Annotated in this window: 5 tRNA genes; 3 read left to right on the top strand and 2 right to left on the bottom strand. The window is 40.6% G+C overall.

Going from position 1 to position 1,374, the window contains the following annotated elements:
• Positions 1–8 precede the first annotated feature (8 nt).
• Both BM380_RS10190 and BM380_RS10185 read right to left on the bottom strand, forming a co-directional pair.
• Positions 9–84 (bottom strand) — tRNA-Val (locus BM380_RS10190).
• A gap of 148 nt (positions 85–232) precedes the next feature.
• Positions 233–308 (bottom strand) — tRNA-Val (locus tag BM380_RS10185).
• A gap of 663 nt (positions 309–971) precedes the next feature.
• Here BM380_RS10185 and BM380_RS10180 point away from each other — a divergent pair.
• The 3 genes from BM380_RS10180 to BM380_RS10170 all read left to right on the top strand — a co-directional run bounded on the left by BM380_RS10180 (position 972) and on the right by BM380_RS10170 (position 1,374).
• A tRNA-Ala gene (locus BM380_RS10180) sits at positions 972–1,047 on the top strand.
• Positions 1,048–1,083: 36 nt separating this feature from the next.
• Positions 1,084–1,159: transfer RNA gene (locus tag BM380_RS10175), tRNA-Glu, on the top strand.
• Positions 1,160–1,302: 143 nt separating this feature from the next.
• Positions 1,303–1,374, top strand: a tRNA-Glu gene (locus tag BM380_RS10170).

Genomic DNA, 1,374 nt, shown 5'->3' with positions numbered 1-1,374 from the left:
TTTATATGTGGTGGGTGATACTGGACTTGAACCAGTGACCCTCGCCTTGTAAGGGCGATGCTCTCCCAACTGAGCTAATCACCCACATATAAATTCAAACGCTACTATTAAAGTTTAATAGTACTGGACTTTAACCAGTGAACCTTGCCGTTACTTGTAAATAGCAGTAGGCTCTCTTTTTTCTAACCGAGCTAACGCTCATATAGAATATTAGATATGACACATTAAAATGTGGTGGGTGATACTGGACTTGAACCAGTGACCCTCGCCTTGTAAGGGCGATGCTCTCCCAACTGAGCTAATCACCCGCATCTAAACAACACCACATTGCTGCGTTGTTGTGGGGCGCTATTATAGATAGAGTTGCAAATGTGTCAACACTTGAATGATAAAAATGTGCTGAATGAAGCTTTTATAAACAATACAGTGCGAACGGTGTTCACTTTATCAACAAACTAATATTAAACGAACAATTGTTAAGCTTAATGTTTATTTAAAGTCGGCGGCGTAGACTAAATAGATGTCATTAGTGGTCGGATAAACAATAAAATATTTATGTAATAAAAGGCTAACTTTCAATAATTGTATTGCGTGATACAAATTAGCGGATAATAAAAAGTTATTTAAAGTTTAACATGCCAATGAACAGCGCTTTTTTAGTAGTAAAACAGCACCAAGCTAATTTGCATATAAATGTATACCCTTTAAATCATATTCAAACTCATATTATCGGTTGAATAGGGTACTTAGTCGTATACATGTGGCGAGTACAACAACGTAAAGCGCAACATGACATCTAAATTAGTATGAAAATCTGTTTTTTAGCACGTATGATAGCCAGTTTGTTGAAATTTAAACCATTTAAATAATGTCGCATAAAAAACTGTTGACTTTATTTTGGGGGGTGCATAGAATGCGCCCCGCACTAAGCGATACACGACGTGATTATCACCGAGCGTATTGAATAAGTTGGGGCTATAGCTCAGCTGGGAGAGCGCTTCGCTGGCAGCGAAGAGGTCTGCGGTTCGATCCCGCATAGCTCCACCAATTTTTAGTGTTTGTCCTAGGGTAACAGTTTTCTGTGTCCCCATCGTCTAGAGGCCTAGGACACCGCCCTTTCACGGCGGTAACAGGGGTTCGAATCCCCTTGGGGACGCCATTTAACTTTTTAGTTAAAGGCGGTTTTACCGAGAAAATAGCGTAACACATAAAGCTCGAGTCTTTATTTGTACTATACGCCATTACCTTAAAAGCTCAGGATGTGAGTTAAACTAATCGATTGTCCTAGTGACACATTTATGTGTCCCCATCGTCTAGAGGCCTAGGACACCGCCCTTTCACGGCGGTAACAGGGGTTCGAATCCCCTTGGGGAC

The organism is Pseudoalteromonas sp. DSM 26666, from assembly GCF_900116475.1.
Lineage (GTDB): Bacteria > Pseudomonadota > Gammaproteobacteria > Enterobacterales > Alteromonadaceae > Pseudoalteromonas > Pseudoalteromonas tetraodonis.
The sequence above is the reverse complement of the archived record's forward strand: the minus strand, read 5'-3'. Positions and strand labels throughout refer to the sequence as shown.